Source organism: Actinosynnema pretiosum (genome assembly GCF_024171695.1).
GTDB lineage: Bacteria > Actinomycetota > Actinomycetes > Mycobacteriales > Pseudonocardiaceae > Actinosynnema > Actinosynnema pretiosum.
Window position 1 is genome coordinate 552,677 of the sequence record NZ_JAMTCF010000002.1, and the last position, 18,495, is coordinate 571,171.

18 protein-coding genes are annotated in these 18,495 nt (G+C 73.1%); 5 read left to right on the forward strand and 13 right to left on the reverse strand.

The features are described from left to right. The first annotated feature begins 282 nt into the window (after positions 1-282). The 3 genes from sdhC to LV78_RS05830 are packed head-to-tail and all read left to right on the forward strand — an operon-like array spanning position 283 to position 3,711. A complete protein-coding gene (gene sdhC / locus LV78_RS05820) occupies positions 283-1,044 on the forward strand; it encodes a succinate dehydrogenase subunit SdhC (protein WP_253843673.1) in 762 nt (253 codons plus the stop codon). Between the two features lie 44 nt (positions 1,045-1,088). Then, positions 1,089-2,960: a fumarate reductase/succinate dehydrogenase flavoprotein subunit gene (locus LV78_RS05825; RefSeq protein WP_253843674.1), complete on the forward strand. Its 1,872-nt coding sequence runs from the start codon at positions 1,089-1,091 to the stop codon at positions 2,958-2,960. A 1-nt stretch (position 2,961) separates the two neighbouring features. Continuing rightward, the gene (locus tag LV78_RS05830; protein WP_253843675.1) at positions 2,962-3,711 is read left to right on the forward strand and encodes a succinate dehydrogenase/fumarate reductase iron-sulfur subunit; all 750 of its coding nucleotides are present in this window, start codon (positions 2,962-2,964) and stop codon (positions 3,709-3,711) included. Here the strand turns inward: LV78_RS05830 and LV78_RS05835 are convergent. The 7 genes from LV78_RS05835 to LV78_RS05865 all read right to left on the reverse strand — a co-directional run bounded on the left by LV78_RS05835 (position 3,663) and on the right by LV78_RS05865 (position 10,312). After that, entirely contained in the window at positions 3,663-4,517 is an 855-nt protein-coding gene (locus tag LV78_RS05835; protein ID WP_253843676.1) for an ADP-ribosylglycohydrolase family protein, read from the reverse strand. The two genes, LV78_RS05830 and LV78_RS05835, sit on opposite strands and share 49 nt — an antisense overlap. A gap of 71 nt (positions 4,518-4,588) precedes the next feature. Beyond that, entirely contained in the window at positions 4,589-4,741 is a 153-nt protein-coding gene (locus tag LV78_RS05840) for a hypothetical protein (RefSeq protein WP_253843677.1), read from the reverse strand. Continuing rightward, the gene (locus tag LV78_RS05845) at positions 4,738-5,082 is read right to left on the reverse strand and encodes a MerR family transcriptional regulator (RefSeq protein ID WP_253843678.1); all 345 of its coding nucleotides are present in this window, start codon (positions 5,080-5,082) and stop codon (positions 4,738-4,740) included. The genes LV78_RS05840 and LV78_RS05845 overlap by 4 nt, the downstream gene beginning before the upstream one ends. Positions 5,083-5,094: 12 nt before the next feature. Next, the gene (locus LV78_RS05850; RefSeq protein ID WP_253843679.1) at positions 5,095-5,781 is read right to left on the reverse strand and encodes an SDR family NAD(P)-dependent oxidoreductase; all 687 of its coding nucleotides are present in this window, start codon (positions 5,779-5,781) and stop codon (positions 5,095-5,097) included. Positions 5,782-5,974: 193 nt separating this feature from the next. Then, complete coding sequence (locus LV78_RS05855) at positions 5,975-8,824, reverse strand: vitamin B12-dependent ribonucleotide reductase (RefSeq protein ID WP_253843680.1); 2,850 nt, start codon at positions 8,822-8,824, stop codon at positions 5,975-5,977. A 122-nt stretch (positions 8,825-8,946) separates the two neighbouring features. After that, positions 8,947-9,402 carry a transcriptional regulator NrdR gene (nrdR, locus tag LV78_RS05860; protein WP_015800273.1) on the reverse strand — a complete coding sequence of 152 codons (456 nt, stop codon included), beginning with the start codon at positions 9,400-9,402 and terminating at the stop codon, positions 8,947-8,949. 400 nt (positions 9,403-9,802) lie between these two features. Further along, complete coding sequence (locus LV78_RS05865) at positions 9,803-10,312, reverse strand: LysM peptidoglycan-binding domain-containing protein (protein ID WP_253843681.1); 510 nt, start codon at positions 10,310-10,312, stop codon at positions 9,803-9,805. 218 nt (positions 10,313-10,530) lie between these two features. Here LV78_RS05865 and lexA point away from each other — a divergent pair, with 218 nt between their 5' ends. After that, positions 10,531-11,238, forward strand: coding sequence for a transcriptional repressor LexA (gene lexA / locus LV78_RS05870; protein ID WP_253843682.1), 708 nt, complete (start codon positions 10,531-10,533; stop codon positions 11,236-11,238). A gap of 156 nt (positions 11,239-11,394) precedes the next feature. Here lexA and LV78_RS05875 read toward each other — a convergent pair whose 3' ends face one another. Genes LV78_RS05875 through LV78_RS05885 form a run of 3 tightly spaced genes read right to left on the reverse strand, consistent with a single transcriptional unit; the run spans position 11,395 to position 14,486 of the window. Further along, a complete protein-coding gene (locus LV78_RS05875; RefSeq protein WP_301306010.1) occupies positions 11,395-12,462 on the reverse strand; it encodes an NHL repeat-containing protein in 1,068 nt (355 codons plus the stop codon). A 53-nt stretch (positions 12,463-12,515) separates the two neighbouring features. Next, positions 12,516-13,955, reverse strand: a complete 1,440-nt coding sequence (hflX, locus tag LV78_RS05880) for a GTPase HflX (RefSeq protein ID WP_253843684.1) — start codon at positions 13,953-13,955, stop codon at positions 12,516-12,518. A 42-nt stretch (positions 13,956-13,997) separates the two neighbouring features. Next, positions 13,998-14,486 carry an ArsR/SmtB family transcription factor gene (locus tag LV78_RS05885; RefSeq protein ID WP_253843685.1) on the reverse strand — a complete coding sequence of 163 codons (489 nt, stop codon included), beginning with the start codon at positions 14,484-14,486 and terminating at the stop codon, positions 13,998-14,000. A 108-nt stretch (positions 14,487-14,594) separates the two neighbouring features. Between LV78_RS05885 and LV78_RS05890 the strand changes: the two genes are divergently transcribed. Next, positions 14,595-15,845, forward strand: a complete 1,251-nt coding sequence (locus tag LV78_RS05890) for an MFS transporter (RefSeq protein WP_253843686.1) — start codon at positions 14,595-14,597, stop codon at positions 15,843-15,845. Between the two features lie 31 nt (positions 15,846-15,876). Here LV78_RS05890 and dapF read toward each other — a convergent pair whose 3' ends face one another. From dapF to LV78_RS05905, 3 genes are read right to left on the reverse strand one after another with little or no spacing between them, the layout of a single operon-like run. Continuing rightward, on the reverse strand, positions 15,877-16,695 hold the full coding sequence (dapF, locus tag LV78_RS05895) for a diaminopimelate epimerase (RefSeq protein ID WP_015800280.1): 819 nt from the start codon (positions 16,693-16,695) through the stop codon (positions 15,877-15,879). Between the two features lie 10 nt (positions 16,696-16,705). Then, positions 16,706-17,608 carry a tRNA (adenosine(37)-N6)-dimethylallyltransferase MiaA gene (miaA, locus tag LV78_RS05900; protein ID WP_253843687.1) on the reverse strand — a complete coding sequence of 301 codons (903 nt, stop codon included), beginning with the start codon at positions 17,606-17,608 and terminating at the stop codon, positions 16,706-16,708. Further along, positions 17,605-18,318 carry a class III extradiol dioxygenase subunit B-like domain-containing protein gene (locus LV78_RS05905; protein ID WP_253843786.1) on the reverse strand — a complete coding sequence of 238 codons (714 nt, stop codon included), beginning with the start codon at positions 18,316-18,318 and terminating at the stop codon, positions 17,605-17,607. Before LV78_RS05905 ends, miaA begins: the two co-directional genes overlap by 4 nt. Positions 18,319-18,495 lie beyond the last annotated feature (177 nt).

Genomic DNA, 18,495 nt, shown 5'->3' on the forward strand with positions numbered 1-18,495 from the left:
GTCAGGTGGCTGAAAACGGCTTCACCCGGACCGGGAGCGGCCACCGCGGACAGCACCACCCGGAGCGGTGACAGCGGGCGAGCCGCCGCCGGACGTCGCACCGGGCGCACCACCGCACGGGGCATGCGTGACGCCACCGCGCGGGGCACCACCGCGCAGTGCACCACCGCGCGGGGCACCACCAGCAAGCGCACCACCCGCACAGCGCACCACCAGCACAGCGCACAACCGAACAGCCGAGCACCACCGCCGAGCACCACAACGACGTGGAGGGGTGAGGGGATGAGGGCGCGGATCGAACAGCGCACGCTCCGCACGGACCGCTGGTGGTTACCCCCGCTGGCGACGGCGGCGGCCCTGCTGCTGATCTCCGCCTACGCGGCGGTGCGCACCTTCATGGGCGACCACTACTGGGTCGACGACTACCACTACCTGACGCCCATGTACTCGCCGTGCCTGAGCCAGGAGTGCTTGCCCGAGGCCGCGCACTTCGGCAGGCCCCTGCCGGAGCTGCCCGGCTTCCTGACCCCGCCCGTGGTGATCCTGCCGTTCCTGCTGGGCTTCCGGGTCACCTGCTACTACTACCGCAAGGCCTACTACCGGGCCGCCTGGCTGTCCCCGCCCGCGTGCGCCGTCGCCGAGCCGCACGCCCGCTACACCGGTGAGACCCGGTTCCCGCTGATCGCGCAGAACCTGCACCGGTACTTCTTCCTCGCCGCGTCCGTCCTGCTGGTGGTCAACACCTACGACGCGCTCGCCGCGCTCACCACGGGCCTGGGCCTGGGCAACATCATCCTGCTGGTCAACGTGACCCTGCTGGGCGCGTACACCCTGTCCTGCCACTCGTGCAGGCACATCGCGGGCGGCAGGCTCAAGCACTTCTCCCGGCACCCCGTGCGCTACCGGATGTGGACGCTGGTCTCCAAGCTCAACGCCAGGCACATGCTCCTGGCCTGGGTGTCGCTGGTCTTCGTCTGCCTGACCGACCTCTACATCGCGCTGGTCTCGTCCGGCGTCATCAGCGACCTCAGGTTCATCGGCTGACCTCCGGCTCGGCCGGTGGGCGAAGGCAGGGAGAGGAGCGGGCGTTGCCCGAGCTGGAGAGGCACACCTTCGACGTGCTCGTGATCGGCGCTGGGGGAGCGGGGCTGCGCGCCGCGATCGAGGCGAGGCAGCGCGGCGCCCGCACCGCCGTGCTGTGCAAGTCCCTGTTCGGCAAGGCGCACACCGTCATGGCCGAGGGCGGCATCGCCGCGGCCATGGGCAACGCCAACCCGAACGACAACTGGCAGGTGCACTTCCGCGACACCATGCGCGGCGGCAAGTTCCTCAACAACTGGCGCATGGCCGAGCTGCACGCGCAGGAGGCGCCGCAGCGGGTGTGGGAGCTGGAGACCTACGGCGCGCTGTTCGACCGCACGAAGGACGGCCGGATCAGCCAGCGCAACTTCGGCGGCCACGAGTACCCCCGCCTCGCGCACGTCGGCGACCGCACCGGCCTGGAGCTGATCCGCAGCCTCCAGCAGAAGGTCGTCTCGCTCCAGCAGGAGGACTTCGCCGAGACCGGCGACCACGAGTCGCGGCTGAAGGTGTTCCAGGAGTTCACCGTCACCGACCTGCCGCTGGACGGCGGGCGGGTCGCGGGCGCGTTCGGCTACTGGCGCGAGAGCGGCCGGTTCACCCTGTTCGAGGCGCCCGCCGTGGTGCTGGCGACCGGCGGCATCGGCAAGTCGTTCAAGGTCACCTCGAACTCGTGGGAGTACACCGGCGACGGGCACGCGCTGGCCCTGCGCGCGGGCGCCGAGCTGGTCAACATGGAGTTCGTCCAGTTCCACCCCACCGGCATGGTCTGGCCGCCCAGCGTCAAGGGCATCCTGGTCACCGAGTCGGTGCGCGGCGACGGCGGCGTGCTGCGCAACTCCGAGGGCAAGCGATTCATGTTCGACTACGTGCCGGACGTGTTCAAGGACAAGTACGCCGAGGACGAGGCCGAGGGCGACCGCTGGTACACCGACCCGGACCACAACCGCCGCCCGCCCGAGCTGCTGCCCCGCGACGAGGTGGCGCGCGCGATCAACTCCGAGGTCAAGGCCGGTCGGGGCACCGAGCACGGCGGGGTGTTCCTGGACGTGTCGACCCGGCTGCCCGCCGAGGAGATCCGGCGGCGGCTGCCGTCGATGCACCACCAGTTCAAGGAGCTGGCCGACGTCGACATCACCGCCCAGCCCATGGAGGTCGGCCCGACCTGCCACTACGTGATGGGCGGCGTGCTGGTCGACCCGGACACCGGCGCGTCGTCGGTGCCCGGCCTGTACGCGGCGGGCGAGGTGTCCGGCGGGATGCACGGCTCCAACCGGCTCGGCGGCAACTCGCTGTCGGACCTGCTGGTGTTCGGCAAGCGCGCCGGTCAGGGCGCCGCCGACTACGCGGCCGGGCTCACCGCGCGGCCCGCGTGCGGCGACGAGGCGATCGCGCGGGCGCGGGAGGTCGCGCTCGCCCCGTTCGCGGGCGACGGCGGGGAGAACCCGTACGCGCTGCACGTCGAGCTCCAGCAGGCCATGAACGACCTGGTCGGCATCATCCGCCGGGCCGGGGAGATGGAGAGCGCGCTGGAGCGGCTGGACGGGCTCAAGCGCCGCGCCGCCTCGCTCACCGTCGAGGGGCACCGGCAGTTCAACCCCGGCTGGCACCTCGCGCTGGACCTGCGGAACATGCTGCTGGTCAGCGAGTGCGTGGCCCGCGCCGCGCTGCTGCGCACCGAGAGCCGGGGCGGCCACACCCGCGACGACCACCCGCGCATGGACGCCGACTGGCGGCGCAAGGTGCTGCTGTGCACCGCCTCCGGCGACGGCGTGGCCGTGGCCGAGCTGGCCCAGGAGCCGATCCGGGCCGACCTGCTGGCGCTGTTCGAGCGCGCCGAGCTGGAGAAGTACCTGACCGCCGAGGAGCTGGAGGGCTGACGTGGGCTACCAGGGGCACTTCCGGGTGTGGCGCGGTGACGCCTCCGGCGGCGCGATGGAGGACTTCACCGTCGAGGTCAACGAGGGCGAGGTCGTGCTCGACATCATCCACCGGTTGCAGGCCACCCAGGCCGCCGACCTCGCCGTGCGGTGGAACTGCAAGGCGGGCAAGTGCGGCTCGTGCTCGGCCGAGGTCAACGGCAGGCCGAGGCTGCTGTGCATGACCCGCATGTCGGTGTTCGCCGAGGACGAGACCGTCACGGTGACGCCGATGCGGGCGTTCCCGGTGATCAGGGACCTGGTCACGGACGTGTCGTTCAACTACGCCAAGGCGCGCGAGGTGCCCGCGTTCCGGCCGCCCGACGACCTGGAGCCGGGTGAGTACCGGATGGCGCAGGTGGACGTGGAGCGCTCGCAGGAGTTCCGCAAGTGCATCGAGTGCTTCCTGTGCCAGGACACCTGCCACGTGGTGCGCGACCACGAGGAGAACAAGGAGGCGTTCTCCGGGCCGAGGTTCCTGATGCGGGTCGCCGAGCTGGAGATGCACCCGCTCGACACCGCCGACCGGGTCGAGGCGGCGCGCTCCGAGCACGGCCTCGGGCTGTGCAACATCACCAAGTGCTGCACCGAGGTGTGCCCGGAGCACATCGCCATCACCGACAACGCGCTGATCCCGCTGAAGGAGCGGCTGGCGGACCGGCGCTACGACCCGCTGGTGTGGTTGGGCAACAAGCTGTTCCGCAGGTCCTGAGGCAGCGGTTCGCGCGCCTCCAGCCACTCCGGCGGGATCGGCGCGCGGACGATGCCGCCCACCATCGCCGCGGTGGTGTCCACGTCACCGCCCGCGCGCACGCACGCGCCGATCGCGGCGCGGTAGTCGTGCGCGTGGGTGGCGGCGATCCACAGGACCAGCGGGACGCTGGTGAGCGCGGTCGGGCGGGAGCCGTTGCCGAGGTGGTGGACGGCTTCCTCCGGCGAGCGGCCCAGGAGGGTCTCGGCGAGCGCGACGGCGTCCCGGATCGCACCGGGCCGCAGCCCGTCCAGCACCGCCTCGAACACCGCGTCCGGGCGCGCGGCGGCGAGCGCGACGGCCACCGCGCCGTCGATCCCCTCGGGGTGCGCGTGGGTGACCTCGGCGGAGCGGGTCGCCTGCTCGACCACGGCGGCCGGGTCGTCGGCGAAGAACGCGCCGAGCGGGGCGACGCGCATCGCGGCCCCGTTGCCGAGCGAACCGCCGCCGAACGCGCTGGTCGCGGCCTCGCGCCAGGGGACGCCGTCGCGGAGCAGGCGCAGGATCGTGATCGCGCCGGGGCCGTAGCCCCGGTACGGGTCGCAGTGCTCGGCGAACGCGGCGGCCAGGTGCTCCTGGACGATCTCGCCCCGGTCGCGCAGCTCGGCGGTGACCAGGCAGGCCATCTGGGTGTCGTCGGTCCACGGCCATGGGGGCGGACCGGGGGTGAGGGTCGCAGGGGAGGTTCCGGGGACGAAGAACTGGGCGCCGAAGGCGTCGCCGACGGAGAGGCCTTCGAGTGAGGTCAGGGCTTCGGGGAGGGGCATGGTGGGGGTGATGCTAGGGCTGTTTTTCCGTGCTCATCGGGTTTCTCCGTCCGCGAGCACCACGGACGCCGCTATCGCCGGGGAGGTGCGGCCTCTGGCCAGTCCGCCGGGATCGCGGTGCGGGTACCGGTTCGGGACGCGCCGGGCCGCCGCCAGCGCCGCAGCGTCGTCCAACCGGCCCAGTCCACCGCGTCCAGGCCGGGCAGGACGCTCGCGCCGCTCATGCCCGCTCCAGCGCGGCGGCCAGGCGGGTGCGGCTGTCGGTGTGGGTGGCGATGCGGCGGTCCAGGGCGGCCAGGCGGTCGTGGGCCACGCGCAGGCCGCGCTCGGACGGCGGCGCGGTGCGCACGTCGCCGTCCAGGCACGGCGCGAACTCGCGCACGTCGTCGAGGGTCAGGCCGACCTCCAGCAGGCAGCGGATGTTCCTGACCCGCGTCACCGCCGCGTCCGGGTAGGTCCGGTAGCCGTTGGTGGCGCGGGTCGGCGCCAGAAGGCCGGCCTGCTCGTAGTGCCGCAGCGCGCGCGGGGTGGTCCCGGTGGCGGTCGCCAGCTCTCCGATCAGCACCCCGGCATTGTGCTACGCCCCCACGGCCGCGCCGCCGTCCACGGGCAGCACGACCCCGGTGGTGAACGGCGCTGCGGCCAGGTGCGCGATGACCTCGGCGACCTCCTCCGGCGTGCCGATCCGGCCCAGCGGGGTGCGCGCGACCTGCCAGGCGCGCAGGGCGGCGAGCTCGTCGGGTGGGAGGTGGTCGGCGATCGGGGTGGCGATGGCGCCGGGGGCGACGGCGTTGACGCGGACGTGGCGCGGGGCCAGCTCCAGCGCGAGGCTGCGGGTGAGGCTCTCCAGGCCGGCCTTCGTCGCCGCGTACACGCTCCGCCCTGGCCAACCGCGTCCGCCCGTTGAGGTGCTGACGTTGATGACCGTGCCACCTTTTCGCAGGTCAACGGCCTGGGTGAGCAGGAGTGGGGCCAGCAGGTTCACCGCGACCTGGGCGTGCGCGGCCTCGGCGGTGATGCGGCCGAGGGGTTGGCCGAGCGCGGTGGCGGCGTTGTTGACCAGCACGTCGACGGGGCCTGCGGCGCGGGCGATCGCGTCGACGTCGGTGGTGACGTCGGCGGCCAGCGGCTCGATGCCGCGCCCCAGCGCGGCGAGCGGTTCGAGGCGGCGGCCGACGGCCAGGACGTGCGCGCCCTCGCGCGCGAACCGCAGCGCGGTGGCCCGACCGATACCGGTGCCCGCGCCCGTGATCACGACTCTCATGCGTGGCAGCCTGCGACCTTGCCGCCAGCGGCAGGGTCAAGCGCCGCCCGTCCGATGAGCTCGGGGCTCTCCCGCCAGGCGGTCGGTCGAGAGGCCGTGCGGACGACAGCGGGAACGAGAACGGGGTGGGCATCACTCCTGAGAGCGACGCTCACCCCGTTCACCGGCTCACCCCCGCAGGGGCTTCAAGCGATCAGCTGCAACCCGAGGTCGACCCGCAGCCCTCGCACAGGTAGCAGGACCCCGCAGGCCGCATCTTCGTGCCGCAGGTCATGCACAGCGGCGCGTCCGCGACCGTGCCCAGGCGCAGCTCCAGCAGCTCCGTGGAGCTGCCCACCCGCGCGGGCGGCTCGGTGGTCGTCGCGGGCTTCGACTCCGGCTCCCTGGTCGGGGTCGCGTCGACCGTCGTGCGCAGGGCCTCCAGGTCCACGTCCGCGCTCGGCGTGCCGTAGTCCGCGCTCACCTGCGCGGTGCGCTCCTCGGCGGTGAAGATGCCGAGCTGGGCGCGCTTGTCGTGCGGCAGGTGGTCCAGGGCGAGCCTGCGGAACAGGTAGTCCAGGACGCTCGTCGCGATGCGCACGTCCGGGTCGTCCGTCATGCCCGCGGGCTCGAAGCGCTGGTTCTGGAACTTCGAGACGTAGAACTCCAGCGGGATGCCGTACTGCAGGCCCACCGAGATCGACATCGAGAAGGCGTCCATGACGCCCGCCAGGGTCGAGCCCTGCTTGCCCAGCTTGACGAAGATCTCGCCGAGGCCGTCGTCCGGGTAGGAACCGGCGTGCAGGTAGCCCTCGGCGCCACCGACGGTGAACGACACCGTCTGCGACGGGCGCTTCTTCGGCAGGCGCTTGCGCACCGGGCGGTACTCGACGACCGTCTCCGTCGTCTTCTCCGCGGTCGCCGACGCCTTCGCGCCCTTGCCCGCCGACAGCGGCTGGCCGACCTTGCAGTTGTCGCGGTAGATGGCCAGCGCCTTCAGGCCCATCTTCCAGCCCTGGTAGTAGACCTCCTCGACCTCCTCGACGGTCGCCGTCTCCGGCATGTTGACCGTCTTCGAGATCGCGCCGGACAGGAACGGCTGGACGGCCGCCATCATCCGGACGTGGCCCATCGGCGTGATGGAGCGCTCGCCCATCGCGCAGTCGAACACCTCGTAGTGCTCCAGCTTCAGGCTGGGCGCGTCCACGACGTGGCCGTGCTCGCCGATGTGCTCGACGATGGCCTCGACCTGCTCGGTCGGGTAGCCCAGCGCCGCCAGGGCGCGCGGCACCGTCTGGTTCACGATCTGCATCGACCCGCCGCCGACCAGCTTCTTGAACTTGACCAGCGCCAGGTCCGGCTCGATGCCGGTGGTGTCGCAGTCCATCATCAGGCCGATGGTGCCGGTGGGGGCGAGCACGCTGGCCTGCGCGTTGCGCCAGCCGTTGAGCGCGCCGATCTCCTGGCACCTCTGCCACTCGGCCGTCGCGAGCGAGCGCGCGTTGGCGTCGTTGGCGTGCAGCGTGCGGATCTCGTCGTTCGCCGACGCGTGCTTGCGGATGATCCGCTTGTGCGACTCGGCGTTGCGCGCGTAGCCGTCGTACGGGCCGACGACGCCCGCGAGCTCGGCGGACCGGCGGTAGGACACGGCCTGCATCAGCGAGGTGATGGCCGCGGCCAGCGCCCGGCCGCCCTCGGAGTCGTACGCGTGGCCGGTGGCCATGAGCAGCGCGCCCAGGTTCGCGTAGCCGATGCCCAGCTGGCGGAACGCCCGCGTGGTCTCGCCGATGGCGGGGGTCGGGAAGTCCGCGAAGCAGATCGAGATGTCCATCGCGGTGATGATCAGCTCGACCGAGCGGGCGAACAGGTCGGCGTTGAACGAGCCGTCGTCACCCAGGAACTTCATCAGGTTCAGCGACGCCAGGTTGCAGCTGGAGTTGTCCAGGTGCATGTACTCCGAGCACGGGTTGGACGCGGTGATCCGGCCCGACTCCGGCGTGGTGTGCCAGTCGTTGATGGTGCCGTCGTACTGGATGCCGGGGTCGGCGCACTCCCACGCCGCCTGCGCCAGCTTGCGGAACAGCGACTTGGCGTCGACGGTCTCGATGACCTCGCCGGTGCCGCGCGAGCGCAGCCCGAAGTCCTTGCCCTCCTCGAACGCGCGCATGAACTCGTCCGAGACGCGCACCGAGTTGTTGGCGTTCTGGTACTGCACGGAGACGATGTCCGAGCCGCCAAGGTCCATGTCGAACCCGGCGTCCCGCAGCGCGCGGATCTTGTCCTCCTCGCGCGCCTTCGTCTGGATGAACTCCTCCACGTCCGGGTGGTCCACGTCCAGCACGACCATCTTGGCCGCGCGGCGGGTCGCGCCACCGGACTTGATCGTCCCCGCCGACGCGTCCGCGCCGCGCATGAACGACACCGGGCCGGACGCGGTGCCGCCCGAGGACAGCAGCTCCTTGGACGAGCGGATGCGCGAGAGGTTCAGGCCCGCGCCGGAGCCGCCCTTGAAGATCAGGCCCTCCTCGCGGTACCAGTTCAGGATCGACTCCATCGTGTCGTCGACCGACAGGATGAAGCAGGCGCTGACCTGCTGCGGCGACGCGGTGCCGACGTTGAACCACACCGGGGAGTTGAAGCTGAACACCTGGTGCAGCAGCATCCAGGTCAGCTCGTGCTCGAAGACCTCGGCGTCGGTCTCGGTGGCGAAGTAGGCGTGCTTGACGCCCGCGTCCACGTACGACTTCACCACGCGGTCGATCAGCTGGCGCAGGCTGCTCTCGCGCACCGCGCTGCCGACCGCGCCCCGGAAGTACTTGCTGGTCACGATGTTCGTCGCGTTGACCGACCAGGACGACGGGAACTCGACGCCGCGCTGCTCGAAGTTGATCGAGCCGTCGCGCCAGTTCGTCATGACGACGTCGCGCTGCTCCCAGGTCACCTCGTCGTAGGGGTGCGTCCCGGCGGTGGTGTGGACGCGCTCCACCACGAGCCCGGCCTGCTTCCCCCCTGCACCGTTGCGGTTGGCCGTCTTCTTGCGCGAGCCACCAACGGTTTCCGTCATCTGCCGGTCCCTCGAATCTGCTTGTTTATCGGCGATCTTTGTCTTTGAAGCTCATGCCGCGACCACGTCCGGGGGCCCTTTCCCGTTCGCGCCGGCCGCGGAAACCTGGTGTGGCCGAAGCCCTAGTCGTCCCGCGCCGCTCCGCGCAGGTCCGCGATCTCCTTCTCGAAGTCCTCGACGGACGAGAACGACCGGTACACGCTGGCGAAGCGCAGGTAGGCGACCTCGTCGAGGTCGCGCAGCGGGCCCAGGATGGCCAGTCCCACCTCGTGGCTCGGGATCTCGGCGACTCCGGTGGAGCGGATGCTCTCCTCCACGCGGTGCGCGAGGTGCTGGAACGCGTCGTCGTCCACCGGCCTGCCCTGGCACGCGCGCCGGACGCCGTTGACGACCTTGTCCCGGCTGAACGGCTCGGTCACGCCGGAGCGCTTCACGACGGCGAGGACGGCCTCCTCGACGGTGGTGAAGCGGCGCCCGCACGTGGTGCACGAGCGGCGTCGGCGGATCACCTGGCCCTCGTCGACCTCGCGGGAGTCGACCACGCGGGATTCCGAGTTCCGGCAGAACGGACACCGCACGCCTTGCTCCCCCTTGTCGGCGCAGCACTCATCGCGTCAACCCAGGTGACGGGGAAACCCCCATCGGTGGGCCGACTTCGGCGGTGCAACCACTAGATGTGGGGGTCAACCTATGCCCGACTCGGAAGCCGGCGCAATCCGGGGGGTCCGTTCCGCAGGGGGCCTGCGGGGGGTTGGTAGCGCACCGCTGATCATGGTTGAACGGGCAGTGATCGCTATCCCGCTCAGGGGTGACCGGGGAGAGGTGCGCGGGTCACTCTCCGGAGCGGGGAGGGCGGTCGTGCGAGCGGGTCGGGCGCGTTCAGCCTGGTGGGGGAAATTGCGGGTGATGGTCACCACTGGGGGTGGCCGCGCGGCGTTCGCGGTTCCGGGGAAGGGCGTGCTCACCCCCGGCGCGCGCTCAGGGCGCGGGCAGCCCGTCCGGCACGACCAGCGCCTGTCCCGGCCGGACGACGGCGTCCGGGCCGCCCAGCCCGTTCAGCTCCGAGATCCGCTCGGCCACGGCCTCCGGGTCGCTCCCCGGCGCGGACCGCTCGGCCACGTCCCGCAGCGTCTCCCCGACCTGCACGTGCGCGGTGGTCGTGCGGTCGGGCACGCCCGAGATGCCGGACGCGTGCAGGTAGGCCAGGCTCACGGCAGCGGCGGCCAGCGCGGCCAGGAGCGCCCCGCCGAACGCCCGCAGCGGCGACCGGGCCCGGCTGGGCGCGGGAGTGGCCTCGGGCGCGGGCAGCGGCGCGCTGCGGGCGCTCACCGGGCGTCGCCGGGCCAGTCCGTCGGAGCTCTCGAACCGTCGCAGCACGCGCGGTCCCGGCACCGCGCCGGTCCCCGTTCCCGCCCCCAGCGGGACCTCCTCGGCGCGGGTGTCCTCCACCAGCGCGAAACCCCTAGAAGTGCCCAAGACCACCGCCACGCCGCCTCCTCCACCGCAGGTCACCGGAGCATGATCGAACAATCGTTCGATCGAACGCCCGTGCGAATGTGTACCACCGGGAGCCTCGGAATAGCTACGACACGCCGTGATTTACTCGAACAGGTGTTTGATCTGGACAGGGGTTGCGACTACCTTCGACACTTGAAGATCGACCGACAGCCGGCCTGCCAAAACTGGTCCGGTCAGGAGGAATCACCGTGGCCCGGAAGACCGACGACGCCCCGCACGCCGCCTCGGCGGCGCAGGCCGCTCAGACGGCGCCAGCCGACGTCGCTGGCAACGCGGGCCTGACCCTGCGCCAGCGCAAGGTGCTCGACGTGATCCGGGACTGGGTCGACCGCTTCGGCTACCCGCCCAGCGTGCGCGAGATCGGCGAGGCGGTGGGCCTGACGTCCACGTCCTCGGTCGCGCACCAGCTGCGCGCGCTGGAGCGCAAGGGCTTCCTGCGCCGCGACCCGAACCGCCCGCGCGCGGTCGGCGTGCTGCCCGCGGAGATCGTCACGGGCCTCGACCCGGCGGCCAAGCCGACGCCCGCGTACGTGCCCATGCTGGGCCGGATCGCGGCGGGCGGGCCGATCCTGGCCGAGCAGTCCATCGAGGACGTCTTCCCGCTGCCGCGCGAGATCGTCGGCGAGGGCGAGGTGTTCCTGCTCAAGGTCGTCGGCGACTCGATGGTCGACGCCGCGATCACGGACGGCGACTGGGTCGTGGTCCGCCAGCAGCCCACCGCCGACAACGGCGAGGTCGTCGCCGCGATGATCGAGGGCGAGGCGACCGTCAAGACGTTCAAGCGCAAGGACGACGGGCACGTGTGGCTGCTGCCGCAGAACCCGGCCTACCAGCCGATCTTCGGCGACGAGGCGACCATCCTCGGCAAGGTCGTCGCGGTCCTGCGCAGGCTCTAGAGGGCTCTAGGGCTCTGGAGCCGGGCGGGCTGACCCGGCTGACGGGTCGGCTGACCAGTCTGGCTGACCGGCCCGGCTACGACCGGGCCCTTCCGGACTGGCTCCTGCCGAACCGGCTCCTGGCGGACCCGACGCCGCCGGACCGGGCCTGCGGGCTCAGCGCTGCCCGCGCACCCGTCGCCCGCGTGCCCGCCCCCACCGCGCCCGCGCCCACAGGGCCAGGCCGAACACCGCCACCACGCCGATCCCGACCAGCGCCACCCGCACCCGGCCGAGCCACTCGGGCCCGTTCCCGGCCCCCGAGGGCTCCGCTGCGGGCCGCGCGGCCTCCGCGCCGCGCTCGGCCGACGTCCCGCCCCCGCTCGGCGCGGCGCCGGACGTGGTGGCCGGAGCCGCCGCCTCGACCGCGTCCACCGCCCCCGCGACCGACCGCACCACCGAGAACGCCCCGCCGTCCCCGAACTCGGACGCCGACAGCAGCGCCCCGTCCGGCTCGAACGCGATCGCCTCGCCCTGCGCCTCGTCCGGCAGCGGCACCCGGACCGGCTCGCGCCCCAGCGCGGCCACCAGGTCCCCGTCGACCACCGGGTACAGGTAGGCCTCGGTGTACGTCCGCAGCGCGGCCACCGAGCCGTCGCGGGACATCGCGCCACCGGTCACCAGCCGGGTGACCAGCCTGCTCTCCCGAGGCCCGCCGGTGGTCTCCGTGCTGGGCAGGGACAGCGCCGCGACCTGCTCCAGCGGCGTGGGCGCGGTCTCGCTCAGCGCCCCGACCGGCCGGTACACCAGCGCCTGCCCGAGCACCTCCTTGGTGACCACGTGCGGCACCCCGGCCGCGTCCAGCAGCAGCGCCTCGGCGTCGTGCGGGCCGTCCGGGTAGGTCAACCGGTAGAGGCGGGTGGTCCCGTCCTTCGACAGCGCGTGCAGCGCCACCGTGCTCCGGGAGCGGGCGTTGTCCCCGGTGTCGGAGACCCACAGCGTCCCGTCCGGGGCCGGCGCCAGGTCCTCGGCGTCGTACGGGTCGGTGGTCCCGGAGATCGTGCCGACGACCGAGCAGTCCCGGCCCAGCACCTGGACCCGGAGCACCCCGTCGTCATCGTCGTTCAGCGCGTACCAGCGCCTGCCGTCCGACGCGAGCCCGGACAGCTCGGCCAACCGGGGATCGGTCACCCGGCACACGTCGGCGACGGCGGGCGCGGCCGGGACCGGCCCGGCCGTCACCAGGAGAAGGGCGGCGACGGCCGGGAGGACCCCGGCCGCGCGCGCCGACCGCAGCCTCAGCTGCGGCTCCCCACCGCGTACCGCTCCAGCGCCCCGGCCAGGTCGGGGTGCACCTTGGCGCTCAGCTCGGTGCCCTCCTCGGTGTGCCGCTCCTTGAGCACCTCGCCCTCGCGGTGCACCCGCGCGACCAGCTCGCCGCGCGTGTACGGCACCAGGGCGTCCACCACGACCTCGGGCCGGGGGATGAGCCCGGCGACGACCCGCCGCAGCTCCTCGATCCCCTCGCCGCTGTGCGCGGACACCAGCTGCGAGCCGGGGAACAGGTTCCGCAACCGGGCCTGCACCAGCTCGTCCACCGCGTCGATCTTGTTCACCACCAGCAGCTCCGGCGGCATCGGCTCCTCGCGCTTCTCCACGATCTCGCCGATCACCTCCCGCACCGCGGCGACCTGCTTCTCCGGCATCGCGTCCGAGCCGTCGACCACGTGGATCAGCAGGTCGGCGTCCGCGACCTCCTCCAGCGTGGACCGGAACGCCTCGACCAGCTGGTGCGGCAGGTGCCGCACGAAGCCCACGGTGTCGGTCAGCGTGTACGGCAGCCCGTCCGGGGTGCTGGTGCGCCGGGTGGTCGTGTCCAGGGTCGCGAACAGCGCGTCCTGGACCAGTACGCCCGCGCTGGTCAGCGCGTTGAGCAGGCTGGACTTGCCCGCGTTGGTGTAGCCGGCGATCGCGACGCTGGGCACCGCGCCCGCCACGCGCCCGCTGCGCTTGGTCTCCCGGATCACGCCCATGGACGCGATCTCGCGCCGCAGCTTCGCGATCCGCGCGCGGATGCGCCGCCGGTCGGTCTCCAGCTTCGTCTCACCGGGGCCGCGCAGACCCACGCCGCCGTTGCCGCCGCCCGCCCGACCACCGGCCTGCCGGGACAGCGACTCGCCCCAGCCGCGCAGGCGGGGGAGCAGGTACTGGAGCTGGGCCAGCTCGACCTGGGCCTTGCCCTCGCGGGAGGAGGCGTGCTGGGCGAAGATGTCCAGGATCAGCGCGGTCCGGTCGATGACCTTGACCTTGAGCCGCTCCTCCAGCTGCCGCAGCTGGCCGGGGGACAGCTCGCCGTCGCAGATCACCGTGTCCGCGCCGGTCGCGATGACCACGTCGCGCAGCTGCTCGACCTTGCCGGAGCCGATGTAGGTCGCCGAGTCCGGGCGGTCGCGCCGCTGCACGAGCCCTTCGAGCACCTGCGAGCCCGCCGTCTCGGCGAGCAGCGCCAGCTCGGCCAGCGAGGCCTCGGAGTCCGCGGCCGTGCCCTCGGTCCACACCCCGACGAGCACGACCCGCTCCAACCGGAGCTGCCGGTACTCGACCTCGGTGACGTCCTCCAGCTCGGTGGACAGACCGGCGACGCGGCGCAGCGCGGCCCGCTCGGCGAGCGCGAGGTCGCCGGTGGACAGCTCGTCGTCGTGATCGAACCGGTCGTCGTCGTGGTTGTTATCCCTCATATGCCCTTCATGGTCCCACGTCCCGGCCCTCGGCCGAAGCGGTTAATCCGCGGGGTACACGGCCAGGTAGATGGCGACGTGCTCGGCGTCCGGGTCGGCGGGCCGGTCGGCCAGCTCATCCAACAACGCCCGGAACCTCCCCATCAGTTCCTGCTGATCCGCCCTGGCCACCAGACGGGTCTGCTCCACCCGGTCGACGCCCGCGTCGGCGACCTCGCCGAGGAACGCCTCCAGCAGCGCCTCGCCGACCGACGGGTGCTCCTCGCTCCAGCTCAGCCGCCAGGACAGGCCGGTCGACAGGTAGGGGATCTCCTTCGCGCCCCGGTTGCCCGCGCGCGGCGGCTGGGCCTCCAGGAAGCCGGTGGCCACGAGCTTGCGCACGTGGTGCAGCACCGTGGCGGGGTCCTTGCCGAGCTGCCGCGCCAGTTCCTTGTTGGTGAGCGCGCGGTGGTGCGTCATCCGGATGATGCGCAGCCGCACCGCCGAGGCCAGCGCGGCGGCCTCCTCCTGCGTCGCGACCCGTTCTCCCACGTCGAACAGGATAGGCGGGCGGTGCGGCGGTGATCGGGTCCGGCGTCCGGATGGCGGCGCCGCAGAAGTGATTGACACTTTCCAATCACTGACGTCACACTTCCGGGCATGTCCCTCTGGTCCCACCGCGACTTCCGCCGCCTCTGGGTCGGCGACACCATCAGCCAGTTCGGCTCCTCGATCGGGTACACCGTCATCCCGCTGCTCGCCGCAGGAGCCCTCGCCGCCACCCCGTTCGAGATGGGCGTGCTCTCCGCCGCCACCACCGCCGCGTTCCTGGTCATCGGCCTGCCCGCCGGGGTCTGGGTGGACCGGCTGCGGCGCAGACCCGTGATGCTCACCGCCGACCTGGTCAGGGCCGCGCTGCTGCTGTCCGTCCCGGTCGCCTGGTGGGCCGGGGTGCTCACGCTCGCGCAGCTGGTCGTGGTGTCGCTGCTGGTCGGCGTGGCCACCGTCATGTTCGACGTCGCCTACCAGTCCTACCTGCCCGCCCTGGTGGGCCGGGACCAGCTGGTTGAGGGCAACACCAAGCTCCAGACCAGCCAGTCCGTCGCCCACGTGTCCGGCCCGTCGCTCGCGGGCTTCGCCGCGCAGGCGTTCGGCGCGGCCAACGGCGTGCTCGCCACCGGCGTCGGCTACCTGGTCTCGGCGTGGGCGCTGCTGCGCATCCGCACCGCCGAGCCCGAGCCCGACCGGGCCGCGCGGACCGGGCTGGCGAAAGAGATCGGCGAGGGCCTGCGGTTCGTCTTCGGGGACCGGTCGCTGCGCGCGATCGCGCTGTGCACGGCCACCGCGAACTTCTTCGGCAGCGCGGGCCTCGCGCTCCAGGTGCTGTTCCTGACCCGCCACCTCGACCTGTCCGAGGGCGCCGCGGGACTGCTGCTCAGCGTCGCGGGCGCGGGCGGCCTGCTCGGCGCGGTCACGGCGGGCTGGTGGACCGCGCGGTTCGGCCAGATCCGCACGATCTGGCTAATCCTGCTGGTCACCAACCCGCTCGGGCTGCTCATCCCGCTCGCCGCGCCGGACTGGCGGCTCGGGCTGTTCGTCGTCGGCGAGCTGGCCGTCGCGTACGGCGGGCTGGTCTACAACATCGCCCAGCTCAGCTACCGGCAGGCGCGCTGCCCCGACCGGCTGCTCGGCCGGATGAACGCCTCGATCCGGTTCGTGGTCTGGGGCGTCATCCCGCTGGGCGGGCTGCTCGGCGGCGCGCTCGGCGGCTGGATCGGGATCGTGCCGACGCTGTGGATCGGGTTCGGCGGGCAGGCGCTGGCCGGGCTGTGGGTCTTCTTCTCCCCGCTGCGCGGCCAGCGCGACCTCGCCGAGGCGCAGACCGCCGAACCCGAGAGGTCCCCGTCCTGAGCAGAGCGGCCCTGAGCCGGTCGGGCCCCGGCTACAGGGCGTCCCACCAGGACCGGTCGAGCTCACCGCGCGCCAGCAGCACGGCCGGACCGGTCAGCGTGCTGCCGCCCTCGTCCACCGTCACGCGCACCCGGCCACCGGGGACCAGCACGTCCGCCGCCCCCGTCGCGCGGCCCGTGCCGCGCAGCCAGGACGCCACCGCCGCCACGGTCCCGGTGCCGCACGAGCGCGTCTCGCCGACGCCCCGCTCGTGCACCCGCATCCGCAGCTCGCCCGCGCCGTTCATCCCGCCGTCGGCCAGCACGTTCACGAACTCCACGTTCACCCCGGCGGGGAACAGCGCGGCGTCGTGGGAGGGGGCGTCCCGCAGGTCCAGCCCGGCCACCGGCACGTCGGTCACGCACGCCAGGTGCGGGTTGCCCACGTCCACGCCGACCCCGGCGAACTCCACGCCGCCCAGCACCGCCGTCGACTCCCCGGTCAGCCGCACCGGGCCCATGCCCACGGTCACCGAGCCGTCCGGGTGGGCGGTCACCGCGCGCTTGCCCGCGCGCGTCGCGATCTCGAACTCGCCTTCAGGCGCGAGCCCGGCCGACACCAGGTACCGGGCGAACACCCGCACCCCGTTGCCGCACATCTCGGCGATCGACCCGTCCGCGTTGCGGTAGTCCATGAACCACGGACCCAGGTCCAGCCGCACCACGCGCAGCACGCCGTCCGCGCCGAGGCCCCGCTGGCGGTCGCACAGCGCCCGCACGCGCCCCTCGGTCAGGTCCAGCTCGTTGTCGACGTCCGGGAGCACGACGAAGTCGTTCTCCGTGCCGTGCCCCTTGAGGAACTCCACACCCACGGGCCCCAGGCTACGGGGCCACCCGCGCGAGCACGTCGTCGACCAGCCCCGGCGACCCGGCGTCGAACCAGGCGACCCGCTTGTCCCGCCGGAACCACGACCGCTGCCTGCGCACGAACCGCCGCGTGCCGCGCGCGGTCTCCTCGGCCGCCGCCGCGAGGTCGCCGTCGCCGTCGAGCGCGGCCAGCACCTGCTGGTAGCCCAGCGCCCGCGACGCGGTCAGCCCGTCCCGCAGCCCCACCGCCTCCAGCGCCCGCACCTCGTCCACCAGGCCCCGCTCGAACATCCGCTCCACCCGCAGGTCCACCCGCGCGTCCAGCTCCTCCACCGCGCGGTCCAGCCCCACCAGCACCGCGCCGTACCGCGCGGGGCCGGGCTTGGGCATGGTCGCCGAGAACGGCCGACCGGTCAGCTCGATGACCTCCAGCGCCCGCACCACCCGCCGGGTGTTGCCGGGCAGGATCGCGCCCGCCGCCACCGGGTCCAGCGCGGTCAGCCGCCCGTGCAGCGCGCCCGCGCCGACCACCGCCAGCTCGTCCTCCAGCCGCGCCCGCACCGCCGCGTCCGTGCCGGGGAACTCCAGCTCGTCCAGCACCGCCTGCACGTACAGCCCGGACCCGCCCACCAGCACCGGGACCCGGCCCTCGGCCAGCAGCGCCTCCACGGCCGCCCGGCCGTCCCGCTGGTAGGCGGCCACCGAGGCGGTCTCGGTCACGTCCAGCACGTCCAGCAGGTGGTGCGGCACGCCGCGCCGCTCCTCGGCGGTCGCCTTGGCCGTGCCGATGTCCATGCCCCGGTACAGCTGCATGGAGTCCGCGTTGACGACCTCCCCGCCCAGGCGCAGCGCCAGCTCCACGGCGAGATCGGTCTTGCCGGTGGCGGTGGGCCCTACGACGGCGATGGGAACGGTCACGCCCCAGTGTCCCAGAGCCCCCGCTCCCACACGGCCAGGTGGTAGCCGACCCCGAACGGGGCGTCGAACCACGACCGGGCGCACCGCCACGGACCCGGCACCCCGGCCAGCACCTGCCAGGCCGCCCGCCCCTGCGCGCCCAGCTCGCGCGCCAGCCCCGCGTCCAGCGCGGCCAGCGCCGCCGGGTCCGCGCCCGCGAGCGCCGAGCGCACCGAGCCGTCGAACCCCGCCGCCCGCTCGTCCGGTCGCCCCACGGCCCGCTCGCCGTGCCGGGTCGACCCGTCGCCCAGCACCAGCAGCGCGCCCTCGGGGGCCGAAGCCAACCCCGCACCGAGTTCCGCGCACTCGTCGGCCGGGAGGTCCGGCGGCACCAGCACCACCCGCACGCTCCGCGCGCCCGCCCGCTCCCGCAGCCACCCGGCCACGAGCGCGGGCAGCGGCAGCTCCGGGTCCACCGCGCCGGTCGCGTCATCCGACAGGGCGATCCGCACGTCCACGCCGAAGCCCCCGAACGTGCCGACCGCGCCGGACACCTCGCGCACCGGCCCCGGCGCGACCCCGACCGCCACCCACTCGGCGGAGCGCGCGGCCAGCTCACGTGCCCCTGCCAGGCACGCGGCGCGCACCGGCTCCGTCTCGGCGACCGCGCCGCCCACCAGTTCGGGCACCAGCAGCGGAGGGTACGGCACCACCGCGACGCGGGAGATCATGGTTTCGACGTTACCCATCTGCCACCACCAGTACCGGGTTCGGCCCTGACCTGTTTGAATGCGCGCGGGGTACCGAGGCCGAACTGAACCTGCGGTACCCGGGTGCTGGGCCCCGCCCTCAGGGCGGGGCGCCCGTGGTCGGCACGGGCACCGAAGTGGGCAGGCGAGGAGGAAGCC

What these genes read in the sequence shown, in the direction of transcription:
- sdhC (WP_253843673.1), top strand. Translation starts at nt 283, where the DNA reads ATGAGGGCGCGGATCGAACAGCGCACGCTCCGCACGGACCGCTGGTGG.
- LV78_RS05835 (WP_253843676.1), bottom strand. Translation starts at nt 4,517, where the DNA reads ATGCCCCTCCCCGAAGCCCTGACCTCACTCGAAGGCCTCTCCGTCGGC.
- LV78_RS05840 (WP_253843677.1), bottom strand. Translation starts at nt 4,741, where the DNA reads ATGAGCGGCGCGAGCGTCCTGCCCGGCCTGGACGCGGTGGACTGGGCC.
- LV78_RS05850 (WP_253843679.1), bottom strand. Translation starts at nt 5,781, where the DNA reads ATGAGAGTCGTGATCACGGGCGCGGGCACCGGTATCGGTCGGGCCACC.
- LV78_RS05855 (WP_253843680.1), bottom strand. Translation starts at nt 8,824, where the DNA reads ATGACGGAAACCGTTGGTGGCTCGCGCAAGAAGACGGCCAACCGCAAC.
- hflX (WP_253843684.1), bottom strand. Translation starts at nt 13,955, where the DNA reads ATGAGGGATAACAACCACGACGACGACCGGTTCGATCACGACGACGAG.
- LV78_RS05890 (WP_253843686.1), top strand. Translation starts at nt 14,595, where the DNA reads ATGTCCCTCTGGTCCCACCGCGACTTCCGCCGCCTCTGGGTCGGCGAC.
- LV78_RS05905 (WP_253843786.1), bottom strand. Translation starts at nt 18,318, where the DNA reads ATGATCTCCCGCGTCGCGGTGGTGCCGTACCCTCCGCTGCTGGTGCCC.